This window comes from Leuconostoc pseudomesenteroides KCTC 3652, assembly GCF_014634745.1.
Lineage (GTDB): Bacteria > Bacillota > Bacilli > Lactobacillales > Lactobacillaceae > Leuconostoc > Leuconostoc pseudomesenteroides.
In genome coordinates, this window is record NZ_BMBP01000010.1 from 74,206 (window position 1) to 89,937 (window position 15,732).

Genomic DNA, 15,732 nt, shown 5'->3' on the forward strand with positions numbered 1-15,732 from the left:
AAGGTACCCTACCCAAAAACCAACAAACCAGTATCCGAATCAAATGTCCAAGTACTAGTGCCGTTCGTGTTTGTCGTTATTGCTCGTGGTGCCTTGCCAGACGAAGCTGGTTTGCTATCCGCTTTCGCCACCGCTGGCTGTTCGACTTGTGGGTCTGCTTCTGCTGGCTGTTCAGGTTCCACTTCAGCTACTTCAGGCGTCTCCGTTTCATCAGGTTCAGTCTCTGCTGGCTGATCGTCACCCGTATCACCAGTAGCGACGCGCTGAATCAATTCTTGCAAGTCAGAGCGACCGTCATTTGGTAGACGTAGCTTTTTATCCGTTTTGACGTCATCAGCTGTCATCACTTCGGCAGCTGTCACGGCCTGTATTGGACCTGTAACGGTTAGCAATGCAATTAATATTGGTAAGTAGAATTGTTTGTTCAAACGCATGATTTTTCTCCATTAGTAGCCTAGACCCTCATTCTACTAGGGGGGTGGAAGACCAGACGAATTTTTAGTGAACAAATTGTGAACATTCAAAAAAGGATTATTACTGTTACTTGTTGACACAGTAATAATCCTTTAATTGATTTGACTTAAGATTATGCCCAACCGTTTTCTTGAAAATCAGACAAAATACGTGCTTGTTCTTTAATCCGATTGTCACGTGGTAGTGCACGTGCATGAGATGAATCACGCCATAAATGGTGGACACGATCTGATACATTGACCAATTGCGTATCGCCAGTCGCAATAATATATGCGGATTGCTTCCAATCTGTTTCTAAAATATATTCTATACCAATCATAATTTTTCCTCGCTAAAATAGCTATATATATTGATTTGTTTATCTTATTAGCCCTTAGTATAAGACAATATTTTCATTCTGTCTATGTTATTACATAAAATATATATAATATTCCTGAAAATTGGTACATATCTTTCATCAATGTTTATTCATTAGACTAACCGTGAAAAAAAGTGCCTAATTATTGCATTTATACAGCCGATTAGTCTTTGATGTGGTAAAATGAGTAAATACGGTAGAATATAGTGAGGATATTTTAATGAAAACGTGGCAAAAACTAACAATTGGTGGTGTAGTCGTTGTGGCTGTTGCCGGTGGCACTCGTGCAGCTGGCTTGTGGGGGGGTTCTGGCACTAGCAGTGATAAAACACTACACTTTTCGTTGCCGACACCTTTGAATGGGTTGGATTCGGCAACAATTACTGATGAATATTCAATGGATGTCGTTGGTAATGCTGGTGAAGGTTTACTTCGCGCTGACAAGAATGGGAAGCCGCAGTTGGCTCTTGCCAAATCAATTAAATCGTCGACTGATGGCAAAACTTGGACGATTACCTTGCGCAATGGGCTCAAATGGTCTGATGGCAGTAAGTTAACGGCAAAAGACGTCGTTTATGCTTGGCAACGTGCCAATGACCAAAAAACGGCATCAGAATACGCTTATTTGTATAGCGGAATTAAAAATGCTGACGCGATCCAAGCGGGTAAGGCTGATAAAAGTACTTTGGGTATTAAAGCCAATGGTAATACCTTAACGGTGTCACTGGAAAAGCCGATGCCGCAATTTAAAAGTTTGTTGACGTTCCCAACTTTCTTCCCACAAAAGCAAAGCTTTGTTGAAAAATATGGTAAAAAGTACGGGACAACCGCTAGCAAGACGCTTTACAATGGACCTTACGTATTTAAGGGTTGGAACGGAACAAACAATAAGTTTAAGTTAGTTAAGAATAAGTATTACTGGGATGCAAAAGCTGTTAAGACACCTGAAATTGATTTGCAAGTGATTCAAAAAGCTGAAGTCGCTGTGCAAATGTATAAGACAGGTAAGCTGGACTCTGCATTGGTTAATACGCCACAATTATCAGAGGCAAATAAGAATAATAAGGGATATCGCATCACGCCGCAAGCAACGACTGTATTTTTGGCTTATAACCAGTCCGGAAATGTCAAGGCGTTGAATAATACGAAGATTCGTCAAGCATTGAATTTAGTGACGAACCGTTCAGAGTTAAATTCACAAGTATTGTCAGGTACGTCAACACCAGCCACATCATTTACACCTAAAGGATTGAGCTCGGTAAATGGGACTGATTTTGCGACTTATGCTAAACAAGACTACAAGTACAATAAAGAAAAAGCGCAACAACTATTCCAAGAAGGACTAAAAGAGTTGGGTGAAAAATCAATTACCCTCGAAATTGAAGCCGATACAGATCGTGTTGCCAACGCGAAAGATGTGGTCAATTATTTGCAAGGTCAATGGAGTAAGAATTTGCCCGGCTTAAAAGTGACCGAAAAGTTTGTGCCATTCAAGCAACGTTTGCAAGATGGCTCGAATGCTAATTTCCAAATCATGTTGACACAGTGGGGTGCTGATTATGCCGAACCAACGACATTCTTAGATTTGGCTTCGACTGGCAATGCTAATAACTACAACCACAACTCAAACGCTGATTACGATGCATTATGGAACAAAGCAAAGGGTGTTGATGCCACAAATGATACTAAACGCGCGGCTGACGAAAAGGGATTGGAAAAGATTATCAATCAGCAAGCCATTTTGAATCCGCTATATTATCAAGCACAACCAGAATTGGTTAATCCTGATGTTACGGGATTCTATCACCATGCTGTCGGCGTTCCTTTGGATTTCAAACTCGCAGCACGTAAATAATTATCTGTAAAAGCACTTCAATCGGGGTGCTTTTTTATTTGGTGAATGTCACGTCGAAGGCAATAAAAAACCACGAAGCAGAATCTAAATCAAACTTGCTTCGTGGTTGCTGCAATCGAATCGACCGCTTTTCCTATTAAGCGGCCAAAACGATTGAGCGTTTTCCATTAGAATTACTCAAAAGTTATGACCCCCTTTCCTAGATTAAGACCATAATAAAACGGACTTTCAAAAATGTCAAGTTGAAAGCTTTGGTATAATAATAACAATAATAACTAAAGGGGAAAACATGACAATTCCGATTATTTTTGATACTGACCCGGGCATTGACGATGCTGCGGCGCTCAGTATATTACTGACAAATTCTGCTTTTGATGTGCGATTGGTGACGACGGTTGCGGGGAACGTTTCCGTCGATAAAACAACGTTGAATGCGCTGAAATTAACGCATTATTTCAATCGACAAGATGTTAAAGTAGCTCGCGGTGCAGAAAAGCCACTCGTCAAGCCATTTAAAGATGCAGCAGCAATTCATGGTGAAAGCGGCATGCCTGGCTATGATTTTGGCGCATTATCCACTCAAACAATTGCCGACGAAGCAGTTGTGGCCATGCATCAGACCATACAGGCATCACATGAACCGATTACGTTGGTTGCGGTTGGGGCATTTACCAATATCGCGATGCTAATACAGCGATTTCCAGACGACTTGCAGAAGATTGAACGATTAGTTATTATGGGTGGCAGTTTGTCCGGCGGTAATTTGACATCAGTTGCTGAATTTAATGTTTTTACTGATCCGGATGCTGCCAAAATTGTGTTTGAAAGTGGTTTGTCTATTACAATGTTAGGTCTTGATGTAACAGAAAAGGCCGTTTTGACAACTGATTCTTTAGCAACATTAGCACAGATCAATGAAACGGGACGAATGCTGTCAGCGTTATTTGACCACTACGCTGATCACACGGGAACTGGTAAGCCAATGCATGACGTTAATACGTTATATTACTTATTGCACCCCGAAAAATATCAAATGAGGGACATTTGGATTGACGTGGTGACAAGCGGACCGGCAATTGGTGCGACTGTCGGTGACATTTTACAAAGTACCCATGATACGACAAATACTCATGTGGCACTTGATATTGATGGACCAGCGTTTAATGCTTGGTTTTTGTTGATGGTTGCGCAAATCGATGATGCAAATATCAACGCGGGAAAACTTGAAAAATAGCCCATTTTTAGGTATTCTAGTAGTAGTTGAAAATGGCGCTTTTTGTGTGCTGAACTAATTAAAATTGGAGAACACAATTGACAAACGAAGACTTCATGAATGCACTCAAACAAGCCGGCATGACATTAACTGATGCGCAATTAGCGCAATTTGAACAATATTATGAATTATTAGTGACAACTAATGCCAGTGTTAATCTGACGGCAATCACTGAAAAATCAGAGGTCTATCTCAAACATTTTTATGATTCACTGACAGTTGCATTTTATGAAAAAAACTTGCAGGATGGTGAGCATAGCTTAATTGATATTGGTACTGGCGCTGGCTTTCCAGCGATACCACTCAAAATTGCCTTTCCAAATCTTAAAATCACCTTGGTGGACGCTTTGCAAAAACGGGTTAAGTTTTTACAAACCGTTGTCGACGAGCTTAAGTTAAGCGACGTTACTATTGTTCATGGGCGTGCTGAGGATATCGGACAAAACCCAACGTTCAGGGAGCAATTTGATTATGCAACAGCGCGTGCTGTTGCACGGACAAGCGTATTGGCCGAGTATACGTTGCCATTTGTCCACATTGGTGGTGAATTTCTAGTCATGAAAGGTGCAGCAGCCCAACAAGAGTTGGCTGATGGGCAAAAGGCGTTGCAAACGCTAGGCGGTAAATTACGTGATGAATACGCGTTTGAATTGCCTAATGGTGATTCACGATTTATACAAATTGTTGATAAAGTGACTAAAACACCTAAGAAGTATCCGCGCCAAGCGGGTACGCCAAGTAAAAAACCAATTGCTTAAACTAAAATAGGAGGCGCCTAAAATGGCACAAATAATTGCATTAGCCAATCAAAAAGGTGGTGTTGGTAAGACCACTACAAGTATCAATTTAGGCGCAGCATTAGCACAAGCTGGGCAGCGTGTCTTATTGGTTGATATTGATGCGCAAGGTAATGCGACTAGTGGATCTGGCGTTGATAAATCAGCTTTAACAGTTGATAGTTATGACGTTATCGTTGAGCAAACACCGTTGCATGATGTTATTATTCCAACGGATAATTATGATTTAGTGCCCGCTACCATTCAATTATCAGGCGCTGAAATCGAATTATCAAATCAAGAAAAACGTGAATACCGCTTGAAAACAGCACTTGAAAAAGTACGTGATGATTATGACTTTATCTTGATTGATAATCCACCAGCTTTAGGATTGTTAACTGTCAATGCGTTTACGGCAGCAGATGCTATTCTCATTCCTGTACAAACTGAATTTTACGCCTTAGAAGGGTTGGGCCAATTGTTGAATACAATTGAGCTGGTTCGCCAGCAATTCAATCCAGAGTTAGATGTTGCCGGGATTTTATTGACAATGTATGACGGACGCACGAATTTGGCTAAGCAGGTTGCGCAAGAGGTGCGTAATTACTTTGATGACAAAGTCTATGAGACAATCATCCCAAGAACAGTTCGTTTGAGCGAGGCGCCATCTTATGGACAAGCAATCATTGATTTTGATCCAAGAAGTGTTGGTGCTCAAGTTTACAATGATCTGGCACAGGAGGTCTTGAAGCAATATGGCAAATAAAAAAGGTGGCCTTGGAAAAGGCATGAGTTCACTATTTGGCGCCAATAATGTGTCAAAATCAGCAGTTGAACATACAAAATCTGCAACAAAAGAGCCGACTGCAACCGAGAATGTTGTGCAGCTTAACTTGAGTGCTATAAAGCCTAATCCATTTCAACCACGCCGTCATTTTGACGAGACGAAGTTACAGGAATTGGCAACGTCGGTTCAAGATAGCGGTGTTTTAACACCGATTATCGTTCGTGAAGACGGTAAAAGCTATCAAATTATTGCTGGTGAACGACGTGTACGCGCTTCACGATTAGCTAAATTAACCACTATACCAGCTATTGTGCGTCAGGTTGATGATGACACGATGGCAGCCGTGGCACTAATTGAAAACTTACAGCGTGATGATTTGAATGTCATTGAAGAAGCGCAAGCATTTGATGCTTTAATGACAAGATTGTCACTTAGCCAAGCTCAACTTGCTGAAAAAGTTGGTAAAGATAGAGCAACTGTGGCCAATGCATTGCGATTGTTAAAGTTACCAGAAAATGTCCAAACATTGTTACAAGATGGTGAATTATCAATGGGACAGGCAAGAGCTTTGTTGGGTTTAAAGAAAAAATCACAAATTGACAAGGTTGTTGCCACAATTATGGCGCGTGGATTAAATGTCCGTCAAGTCGAAGCATTAGTTAAACAAATCAATGAAGCTGGTGACGAGCCTGCTGCCTCTGAAAAGCCACAAATTTCACCCTTCATTGCGGCAGTTGCCACACAACTAGAAGAGAAATTTGGCACAAAAGTTAAAGTCAACACAGCCACCAAAGGGAATGGCAAAATTGAAATTAACTATGTTTCAAATGATGATTTGAGTCGCATTTTAGCATTATTAAATATCGAGGTAGATTAATGGCAACACCATTAACATACAATTTACATGACATTGTTGAAATGAAAAAACCACATGCTTGTGGTGCCAATGCTTGGGAAATTACGCGTGTTGGCGCAGATATTAAATTATCTTGTACAAAATGTGGACGTGGGATTATGATGTCACGTTTTGATTTTAACAAACGATTGAAAAAAATACTTGAAGAAGCAAGTCAGAAAGAAGATTAACATGGCACTTACTGCTGGAATCGTCGGCCTTCCAAACGTCGGCAAATCAACATTATTTAACGCAATTACGAAAGCTGGTGCAGAAATGGCCAACTATCCTTTTGCGACGATTGAGCCCAACGTTGGTATGGTAGAAGTACCAGACGAGCGTTTGGCAAGCATTCAAGCCATTGAACCTGCTGATAAAGTTATCCCAACAACTTTTGAATTCACAGATATTGCTGGTATTGTTAAAGGCGCCTCACAAGGTGAGGGATTAGGGAATAAATTCCTAGAAAACATTCGTCAAGTGAATGCCATTGTGCACGTGGTTCGCGCTTTTGACGGTGATGAAATTATTCATGTTAATGGTGTTGTTAATCCGTTGGATGACATTGAAACAATTAACACTGAGCTGATTTTGGCCGACCTTGAAACGGTTGACAAGCGTTATGCCAAGGTAGCTCGCGCAGCTAAGGGCAGCGATAAGGCTGCTAAAGCTGAATTTGCAGTCCTTGAAAAATTAAAGCCAGCACTAGAAGCAGGACAATCCGCTCGAACAGTTGCGTTTAACGATGATGAACAAAAAATTGTCAAAGGCTTGTTCTTATTGACTACAAAACCTGTTTTGTATGTTGCTAATTTGGCTGAAGAGGATATGGCTGATCCTGAATCTTCAAAGTACTTTAATGAAATCAAAACGTTTGCTAATAGCGAAGGTGCTGATGTCATTGGTTTGTCAGCAAGTGCAGAAGAAGAAATTGCCGAACTACCAGATGATGAACGTGCTGAATTTTTGGAGATGGCTGGGGTTGATGAGCCTGGATTGAATAAGTTGATTCGAGCAGCCTATCATTTGCTTGATTTGCGGACTTTCTTCACAGCTGGTGGTAAAGAAACACGTGCTTGGACTTTTAGAGCAGGTGCCAAGGCGCCACAAGCTGCTGGTGTCATTCATTCTGATTTTGAACGTGGCTTTATTCGCGCTGAAACGATTAGTTTTGACGACTTAGATGCTTTAGGCTCAGTTAAAGCAGTGAAAGAAGCCGGAAAACTGCGCTCAGAAGGTAAGGAATATGTCGTGCAAGACGGCGATATTATCGAGTTCCGATTTAACGTTTAATCAATATAAAGGTGCACTCGCACCGTACATAACCTAGGGAGGCAACAACGCATGTCAGAAAATCGTGAATTAACGAAAAAAAATCAGGATTTTATGTTCCAATTAAAAAAACTATTGGCTCAAAATACAAAATTAGATGGTGAAAAAATAGACGCCATTGTATCAGAGGTAGAAGCTAAACTTTTGGCAACACAAGGGCAAGGACAAACTGCGACGCAATTGTTTGGTACACCAACACAAGCTGTTCAACAGTATCTTGATCCTAAAAAGACAGCTAAAAAACTTTTTGATTTCAAATTTAGTACCTTAGCGATTGATACATCATTAGCCATATTTATGTTATTTGCTTTAGTCTTTGGTTTGACACTGTTTTTCTCAAAGAACAATCGTAATCAAGGCGCAGGAATTATTTCTTTGTTGCTGATTGCCGGACTGGGTGGGTCGATTTATACAGCAGTGGTTTTGAAGTTAACACCTAACCCAAAAGCACCTGAACAAACTAATTCTCGTAGCCGTCGCTGGGGTTACCTTATTGCTGCGATGGTAGCTTGGATTTTAGGATTCGTCGTTTTGGGTATGTTGCCAGCTGTTATTAACCCAACATTGCCTGCGATTGTCTATATTGTCTTGGCGGCCGTTGCTTATCTTGCCTTCCGTTGGAATCGTCAACGCGCTGGCTTAAAGGGTGGTTTCTTCGCCATTAGTCAATTATCACAACAAGCGCGCTTAGAAGCTGCGCAAAAGTAATTGAAAGGAAATTGAACCATGAAAATTCTAGTCGTTGATGATGATCTCGAAATTGCAGAGTTATTAGAAATTTATTTAAAAAATGAAGGCTATGACCCAATTATGGCCGGTGATGGCAAAGAAGCAATGTCAAAGCTGAACACAAACCCAGACATCGCCTTGATGATTTTAGACGTGATGATGCCAAATATGAATGGTCTAGAAGTTGTCAAAGCGGTACGTAAGGATAGTCGTATTCCAATTTTGATGTTGTCAGCTAAGTCAGGTGACATGGATAAAATTCAGGGATTGATCACAGGTGCTGACGATTATGTTACTAAACCATTCAATCCACTGGAAGTAATGGCGCGCGTTAGGTCACTCTTGCGTCGTGCAGAAAATGCTGTACAAGACCAAACACCCGACGTGTTAGACATTGGGTCACTTGTTATCAACAAAGATAGCCATGAAGTCAAAACTTCAGACGGTGATTTGGTCAATTTAACAGCATTAGAATTTGGTATTTTGTACTTATTAGCTTCTCATCCTAATCGTGTTTTCTCAGCTGATGATATTTTTGAGCGTGTTTGGCAACAAGAATCGGTTGTATCAGCAAAAACAGTTATGGTGCACGTTTCTCATTTGCGTGACAAAATTGAAGAAGCAACTAATGGTGACCAAGTCATCCAAACAGTTTGGGGTGTTGGTTATAAAATTGAAGTGAACCAATGAAAAAAATAGCGATATTTTTTAAACATAATCGCACAAAAAATTATTATATCATCGTTACTTTGCTGTTGCTTTGCCTATATAGTTGGACAACTATGACAGGGTTTGATGCTTTAGCGCAGCGAGTTAATAGATTTTCCAGTAATACTTGGCAGGTACTGGAATTTTTTGTATTTGTACTAGGTAATTTTGCAATTATTATCGTTCAGTATGTTAAGTGGCGACGAGATGAAAGTTTGTTGCGATTAATTAGGGAATTACGACAAATATCTGCCGACAATGCGGATATGGCTATTGATTGGCACGCTACGTATGCGCCCAAAACGCAAGCGCTGATTGATGTTTCTAACACGATTGCGACTAACACGCGACGTATTCGAGAAGAAGAACGCGCTAGTGAACGCTCTAAAGATGAAATGATTACCAATATTTCACATGATTTGCGTACGCCATTAACAGCGATTATTGGTTACCTCGGATTGGTAGAAATGGGTGAAAATCTCAGCGACGATAACCGCAAAAAGTATATTCATACGGCTTATGATAAATCCAATCAAATGAAAGTGTTGGTTGAGGATCTATTTGAATTTTCCAAGACACAGGCTCAAGATGCGTCTTTGAATCTCACATCATTAAGTTTAAGTGATTTGTTTGGTCAATTATTAGCGAGCTACGAACTTGAAGCACAGGAAAAAAATATTAAGTTGACGCAATTAACCAATCCAGAGATGATTGTGATTGAAGCTGATTCTGATAAGTTAGCGCGTGTGTTGATGAATTTAATTACGAATGCTTTTAAGTACGGTGATGGCGCCACGTTTATTAAGTTAACAGCTCAAGTACGAGATGAGAATGTTGAGATTCGTGTGATTAACGACGGCGCTAAAATTCCGGGGGATGCGCTAGATGATATTTTTGATCGCTTTTATCGCGTAGAAAGTTCTCGTAATAGTAAAACAGGGGGAACGGGGCTTGGCCTCGCGATTGTTAAAGGTATTGTGACACAGCATCATGGTCTTGTGTCTGCTGAATCAGATGATGATTTAACAACTTTTGTCATTAGTCTCCCGCTCAAACAAAAGGGAGTAAGTTATGAAGAGAAACCAAACTAAGCTAATAATTGCCGGAGTAGTTATTTTACTGATTGGTGCAATTGTTGGGCTATCAACGACTAAAAAAGATGTTTCAAAGCCAACGAATGTCAAACATGTGACTGATAAACCAATCAATTTGAGTGTCAATGCCACTTCAGCAGTTGTAATTGACGCAAAAACTGGTCAAGTACTTGGTGTCAAAAATGCTGATAAACAGGTATCGATTGCTTCGCAGACCAAAATGTTGACAGCTTATGGTGTCTTACAAGGCATTAAGTCTGGCAAAATTAAATGGACAACTAAAGTACCGATTACAAGTAAATCAGATTTATCTGATCAGGACAGCCATCTGTTTTCTCATATCGCCGTGAAGGCTGGCGATAAATTATCTGTCAAAGAATTATATGACGTTATGTTTGCTAATTCTGCTAATGATGCTGCATTTGCACTAGGTGAGTTTATGACGCCTAAAGGTAAAACAACTCAGCAAGCCTTACAAATGTGGGCAAAGTCACTACATTTAACCGGTTCTCAGTGGTACAATTCTGCTGGTCAAGTCAACGGTGATGCCTTTGAAAATCAAATTAAGAGTGCTCCAAAGACTGCTGCCAATCATGCGACGGCGAAACAACTTGCAATGATTGCCAAAGCAGATTTGGCATTGGACCCAACATTGCGGAAATTATCTGAAAAACTGACTGTTTCGTATCATTTAACGCCGTCCTATGTGGTAACAGACAAAACTGACTATTGGCAATTGATGACACAAACAATGCCAAAACTGTCTAATCCAAACAAACTGGTAATTGAAGGGCTAAAAACCGGCTCAACACCTGAATCTGGCGCAGCATTTACAGGTATTATTAAGGATCAGAATGGGCATGAGTTTATCACTGTTGTCAATGGTGCCGGGGATTATATGGATGAAAAAACGCGTTATCAAGCTACTTTGGATGTGGTCAATGAAGTATTAGCCAAAAAGCAAGGGCACACATTTACAAGTAATCAAACAATACAAAATATAAAATTTAAAGCATTAAAGAAGACTGAAGTTCCAGTTAAATTGGCGGAAACCAAAACTTTTTGGACAAGTAAAAAAACGCAACTTAAATTATCGAATTTGAGTGTGAATACTAAGCTTGCCAAGCTAAATAAAAATCAAACGATTGGGTATATCAGTCCTGCGTTAGACGCCCAATATTTACCTTATACTTCAAAAACTGACAAACAATTAATTGTAAAATCTGGTGTTAAAGGCACGCAAGCCAACTGGTTTGTGAGACTTTGGCGCAATCTGTTTTAGGGGTAGACAAAGCAATCGATCGAAAGATCGATTTTTTTGTGACTATTCAAAGTGTGACCTTGTTATTCCGTTAAAATAATGCTATTATATTGGTATAGACCAAAGCGGTATAGACCAATTAAGAATGGAGACCACATCATGAATATTATCAAAGTTAAAAACGCTGACGAAGGTGCTCAAAAGGCATTTGAAATTTATCAGAATGTGATTAAAGGCGGGGCAAAAGTGTTAGGCTTGGCAACAGGTTCTTCACCAATTGCATTATATGATCGTTTAACAGCAAGTGATTTAGATTTTTCAAATATGACATCAGTCAACTTGGATGAATATTTGGGATTAGATGGTGATAATGACCAAAGTTATCGTTATTTTATGAATCAACATCTCTTTAATCAAAAACCTTTCAAACATTCTTATGTTCCTGACGGCAAAAGTGGCGATCATGAAGCAGCAGCTAAAGCATACGATCAAATTATTGCGGAAAATCCTATCGACTTACAATTACTAGGGATTGGTCGCAATGGACATATTGGTTTTAACGAGCCGGGAACATCTTTTGACTCAACAACGCATATTGTTGATTTAACGCAATCTACAATCGATGCAAATGCACGCTTCTTTGAAAAAGAATCTGACGTGCCAACACAAGCTATTTCAATGGGGATTGCGTCAGTTATGTCAGCTAAACAAATCCTGTTAGTAGCTTATGGTGACAGTAAGGCAGAGGCAATTGCTGCGACCGTTAATGGCCCAGTATCTGAAACCGTGCCTGCTTCTGTTCTACAAAATCACGAAAATGTTACAATTATTGTTGATGAGGCAGCAGCGTCAAAGTTGTGATAAAATAATAGTGAAAACGATTTCATAATGTTAATAATAGGAGCGAAAAATGGCACACATTACATTTGACACAAAGAACATTGAGAATTTTGTTGCACCACACGAATTGGACGAAATGCAACCATTAATTACGATGGCTGACCAACAATTGCGCAATCGTACGGGCGCTGGTGCAGAATATTCTGATTGGTTGACTCTACCTACTGATTACGACAAGGAAGAATTTGCACGTATTCAAAAGGCGGCGCAACAAATTCAATCTGATTCAAAGATTTTGGTTGTCATTGGTATTGGTGGTTCATATTTGGGCGCGAAGATGGCGGTTGATTTCTTGAATCCAATGTTTAATAATGAATTGTCGGATGACCAACGTCAAGGTGTTAAAATTTATTTTGCTGGTAACTCAACTTCTGCAGCTTACTTAAATGATTTAGTTCGTGTCATTGGTGACCAAGACTTTTCTGTCAACGTTATCTCAAAGTCTGGCACAACAACGGAACCATCAATCGCTTTCCGTGTGTTTAAACAATTGTTAGAGAAAAAGTATGGTTCTGATGCTGCTAAGAAGCGTATCTATGCCACAACAGATGCCAATCGTGGTGCTTTGCACGATGAAGCAGCGGCTTCAGGTTATGAAACATTCACAATTCCTGATGGTGTCGGTGGTCGCTTCTCTGTTTTGACAGCTGTTGGCTTGTTGCCAATTGCTGCTTCAGGCGCTGATATCCAAAAATTGATGGACGGCGCTCGTGATGCGCAAAACGAATATACTGATTCTGATTTAAAAAAGAACGAGGCATATAAATATGCAGCCGTTCGTCGTATTTTGTATGATAAGGGTTATACAACAGAATTGTTGATTAACTGGGAACCTTCAATGCAATATTTGTCAGAGTGGTGGAAGCAATTGATGGGTGAGTCTGAAGGTAAAAATCAAAAGGGTATCTACCCATCTTCAGCTAACTTCTCAACTGACTTGCACTCACTTGGACAATACATTCAAGAAGGACGCCGTGATTTGTTTGAGACAGTGGTTAAGTTAGACAATCCTGTATCTAATTTGGACCTACCACATGAAGAAGGCAACAATGATGGTTTGCAATATTTGGAAGGTATCACGATCGATGAAGTGAACACCAAAGCATCTCAAGGGGTTACTTTAGCTCACGTTGATGGTGGTGTGCCTAACTTGGCTGTCCACTTGCCAGCACAAGATGCTTATTCACTCGGTTACATGATTTACTTCTTTGAAATGGCTGTTGGGGCGTCTGGTTATACTTTTGGCATTAACCCATTCAATCAACCGGGTGTCGAAGCCTATAAGACAGCTATGTTTGCACTATTAGGTAAGCCTGGCTATGAGGAAGCGACAAAAGCATTCCGTGCCCGCTTAGACAAATAAATAGTGATTCTCATTTAAGACTAAAGTAGTTAGCTTTCGGCTAGCTACTTTAGTTTTTTTGTTCACAAAAAAACCTGAAAATATGGATAAAACACCAAAAATAGTGATTAAAAATCTAAATGTGAAGAAATGTTGACTTTTTTGTGAAGTAAAGTTATAATATTTCATGTTACAAAATGTAAGTGAAATAAATGGTGGGATATAATATGAGTAAGTCAGCAAATAATTTTACACCGGTACGAACAATCAAGTTTAAAATGTATAAAGCTAAGAAACAGTGGCTGATGGCGGCGTTAGCATTTATGGCAGGCGCAGCTATGATGACGGATTTAACAACCGTTAGTGCGGACGATAATGCGACCCAATCTAGCACTGTTCAAACGAATACTGGTGATAGCAGCATATCATTAGTGACAGAAGGCACAAATGGGGATTTTAGTACCTATCTTGTGAATAATTTAACAAGTAGTACAGATAATGTGACTTCGATTAGCGAATCTGATGGAAATGATGCAAATAGTTTGAGTGCTGTTAACTCAACCAGTGCAAGTAGTTTGAGTACAGGTAGCAATGATAATTCAAGTGAAGCAGCAGCGACATCAACAATAGGTACACTTAAAAAAACTGACACGTTGCAAAGCGTTGATGATGCTTTGTCCGCTGGATATGTTGCGACGGGTGCAAATGAGACGATTGCTTCAAATATTGCTGACAAAACAGATGCACAAGCAATCGCTGATGAATATGTTGGCGCGCACGTTGGTGTCGATATCGATCAATTTTATAGTTTTGATCAATGGCAGAATCTATCAGTTCAGGGTGTGAATTTATATTCAACAGAAATTAGTACAGGCTCAATGCAGTCAAATAATTCTAGTAATCGTAGTTTTTTTACTGGAACAATTAATTTGGCAGAAGCGTATGCTCAGTTTAAGAGTATCGATGGCAGTACAACTCTAACAGCTGAGCAGGTACAATCCTTTTTGGACTATGTCCATAATAACTTGACAGTAACCAATAGCACTACTGGTGATACTTACGTGTTGGGTGACTTTGTATCATTCAATGGCACACAAAAAGTGGACAGCATATATGCCACGGGTTATTTTCCAGTCTTAGATAAGAATGGTGTGATTGCTCAAGATGCACAAGGCAATGCGCTTTCATTTTATACAACATTGGCTGCTGGCGACAGTATTTATAAAAATTCAGACTTGTATATTTCTTTTGGTTCTTCAGAAGTAATACCAACTTATAGTGTTGTTGCGCCAGTCTTTGATGCAACTGTTCCAATGGAATCTGAATCAGCAAGTACGAGTGAATCGACATCAAGTGAGTCAGCAAGTTTGAGCAATTCAACGTCATTGAGTGAATCGACATCAAGCGAGTCGGCAAGTTTGAGCAACTCAACATCATTGAGTGAATCGACATCAAGTGAGTCAGCAAGTGATAGTACATCAGCTTCAACATCAGTAAGTGACAGTACATCAACATCAACATCGTTGAGTGGTAGCACATCAACGTCAACATCAGTAAGTGACAGTACATCAACATCAACATCGTTGAGTGGTAGCACATCAGCTTCAACATCAGTAAGTGACAGTACATCAACATCAACATCGTTGAGTGGTAGTACATCAGCTTCAACATCAGTAAGTAATAGTGCATCAACGTCAACATCAGCAAGCGACAGCATATCAACGTCAGTAAGTGATAGTGCATCAACGTCAACATCGGTAAGCGATAGTGCATCGACGTCAACGTCATTAAGTGATAGCGCATCAACGTCAACATCGTTGAGTGGTAGTACATCAGCTTCAACATCAGTGAGTGACAGCACATCGGCATCAACGTCATTAAGTGACAGCACATCAACATCAGTAAGCGACAGTGCATCGACATCAACATCATTAAGTGATAGTACATC

16 protein-coding genes are annotated in these 15,732 nt (G+C 40.0%); 14 read left to right on the forward strand and 2 right to left on the reverse strand.

All coding sequences use genetic code 11. The annotated features are described in order from the left end of the window. Nucleotides 1–8: 8 nt before the first annotated feature. Nucleotides 9–434, reverse strand: a complete 426-nt coding sequence (locus IEU65_RS09160; RefSeq protein WP_010287352.1) for a hypothetical protein — start codon at nt 432–434, stop codon at nt 9–11. A gap of 152 nt (nt 435–586) precedes the next feature. Next, nucleotides 587–793: a hypothetical protein gene (locus tag IEU65_RS09165; RefSeq protein ID WP_010287354.1), complete on the reverse strand. Its 207-nt coding sequence runs from the start codon at nt 791–793 to the stop codon at nt 587–589. A gap of 259 nt (nt 794–1,052) precedes the next feature. Between IEU65_RS09165 and IEU65_RS09170 the strand changes: the two genes are divergently transcribed. The 14 genes from IEU65_RS09170 to IEU65_RS09235 all read left to right on the forward strand — a co-directional run. Further along, nucleotides 1,053–2,687 (forward strand): peptide ABC transporter substrate-binding protein, encoded by a 1,635-nt coding sequence (locus IEU65_RS09170; protein ID WP_010287356.1) that lies wholly within the window; start codon nt 1,053–1,055, stop codon nt 2,685–2,687. Nucleotides 2,688–2,976: 289 nt separating this feature from the next. Continuing rightward, on the forward strand, nt 2,977–3,921 hold the full coding sequence (rihC, locus tag IEU65_RS09175; RefSeq protein WP_010287358.1) for a ribonucleoside hydrolase RihC: 945 nt from the start codon (nt 2,977–2,979) through the stop codon (nt 3,919–3,921). A gap of 77 nt (nt 3,922–3,998) precedes the next feature. Next, complete coding sequence (gene rsmG, locus IEU65_RS09180) at nt 3,999–4,718, forward strand: 16S rRNA (guanine(527)-N(7))-methyltransferase RsmG (protein WP_010287360.1); 720 nt, start codon at nt 3,999–4,001, stop codon at nt 4,716–4,718. Nucleotides 4,719–4,740: 22 nt separating this feature from the next. Continuing rightward, on the forward strand, nt 4,741–5,502 hold the full coding sequence (locus IEU65_RS09185) for a ParA family protein (RefSeq protein ID WP_010287362.1): 762 nt from the start codon (nt 4,741–4,743) through the stop codon (nt 5,500–5,502). Continuing rightward, complete coding sequence (locus tag IEU65_RS09190; protein ID WP_010287365.1) at nt 5,492–6,400, forward strand: ParB/RepB/Spo0J family partition protein; 909 nt, start codon at nt 5,492–5,494, stop codon at nt 6,398–6,400. The genes IEU65_RS09185 and IEU65_RS09190 overlap by 11 nt, the downstream gene beginning before the upstream one ends. Next, nucleotides 6,400–6,609 carry a DUF951 domain-containing protein gene (locus tag IEU65_RS09195; RefSeq protein ID WP_010287367.1) on the forward strand — a complete coding sequence of 70 codons (210 nt, stop codon included), beginning with the start codon at nt 6,400–6,402 and terminating at the stop codon, nt 6,607–6,609. The genes IEU65_RS09190 and IEU65_RS09195 overlap by 1 nt, the downstream gene beginning before the upstream one ends. Before the next feature lies 1 nt (nt 6,610). Beyond that, on the forward strand, nt 6,611–7,711 hold the full coding sequence (gene ychF / locus IEU65_RS09200; RefSeq protein ID WP_010287368.1) for a redox-regulated ATPase YchF: 1,101 nt from the start codon (nt 6,611–6,613) through the stop codon (nt 7,709–7,711). A gap of 51 nt (nt 7,712–7,762) precedes the next feature. After that, nucleotides 7,763–8,458, forward strand: a complete 696-nt coding sequence (locus tag IEU65_RS09205) for a DUF1129 domain-containing protein (RefSeq protein WP_010287369.1) — start codon at nt 7,763–7,765, stop codon at nt 8,456–8,458. A gap of 18 nt (nt 8,459–8,476) precedes the next feature. Beyond that, a complete protein-coding gene (locus IEU65_RS09210) occupies nt 8,477–9,169 on the forward strand; it encodes a response regulator (protein WP_010287370.1) in 693 nt (230 codons plus the stop codon). Beyond that, the gene (locus IEU65_RS09215; RefSeq protein WP_031941171.1) at nt 9,166–10,278 is read left to right on the forward strand and encodes a sensor histidine kinase; all 1,113 of its coding nucleotides are present in this window, start codon (nt 9,166–9,168) and stop codon (nt 10,276–10,278) included. Before IEU65_RS09210 ends, IEU65_RS09215 begins: the two co-directional genes overlap by 4 nt. After that, nucleotides 10,259–11,563 carry a D-alanyl-D-alanine carboxypeptidase family protein gene (locus tag IEU65_RS09220; protein ID WP_010287374.1) on the forward strand — a complete coding sequence of 435 codons (1,305 nt, stop codon included), beginning with the start codon at nt 10,259–10,261 and terminating at the stop codon, nt 11,561–11,563. The genes IEU65_RS09215 and IEU65_RS09220 overlap by 20 nt, the downstream gene beginning before the upstream one ends. Before the next feature lie 138 nt (nt 11,564–11,701). Then, a complete protein-coding gene (locus IEU65_RS09225) occupies nt 11,702–12,403 on the forward strand; it encodes a glucosamine-6-phosphate deaminase (RefSeq protein ID WP_010287375.1) in 702 nt (233 codons plus the stop codon). A 49-nt stretch (nt 12,404–12,452) separates the two neighbouring features. Further along, complete coding sequence (locus tag IEU65_RS09230; RefSeq protein WP_010287377.1) at nt 12,453–13,805, forward strand: glucose-6-phosphate isomerase; 1,353 nt, start codon at nt 12,453–12,455, stop codon at nt 13,803–13,805. A 206-nt stretch (nt 13,806–14,011) separates the two neighbouring features. Further along, the coding region (locus tag IEU65_RS09235; protein WP_188352246.1) for a KxYKxGKxW signal peptide domain-containing protein at nt 14,012–15,732 on the forward strand (1,721 nt) is incomplete at its 3' end.